Origin of the sequence: uncultured Aquimarina sp. (genome assembly GCF_947492115.1) — a bacterium.
Lineage (GTDB): Bacteria > Bacteroidota > Bacteroidia > Flavobacteriales > Flavobacteriaceae > Aquimarina.
On the sequence record NZ_CANLMM010000069.1, the window covers coordinates 1 to 221 of the forward strand.

General features: G+C 39.8%; 1 protein-coding gene. It reads right to left on the minus strand.

Features of this window, described 5'->3' with window-relative positions; genetic code table 11:
- Positions 1–221, minus strand: a 221-nt coding sequence (locus Q1A73_RS24550) for a hypothetical protein (protein ID WP_299611481.1), incomplete at both ends; no start/stop codon positions are given.

The window sequence follows — 221 nt, forward strand, 5'->3', positions numbered from 1 at the left end:
TCTGCATTCGCATCCTCTATCTCAATATCGGTTAATGTAACATTACCTGTATTGGTCACTACAATATCATACTCGATTACATCATTTAAGACGCTTCCTGCTACTCTAACCGTCTTGATAACACTTAGACTTGGGTTTGGAACCTCATTATCGGTAATCGTTACCGTACCACTTGGATCGGTATTACTCGTATTACCACTGGTAACTGTACCACTAACTGT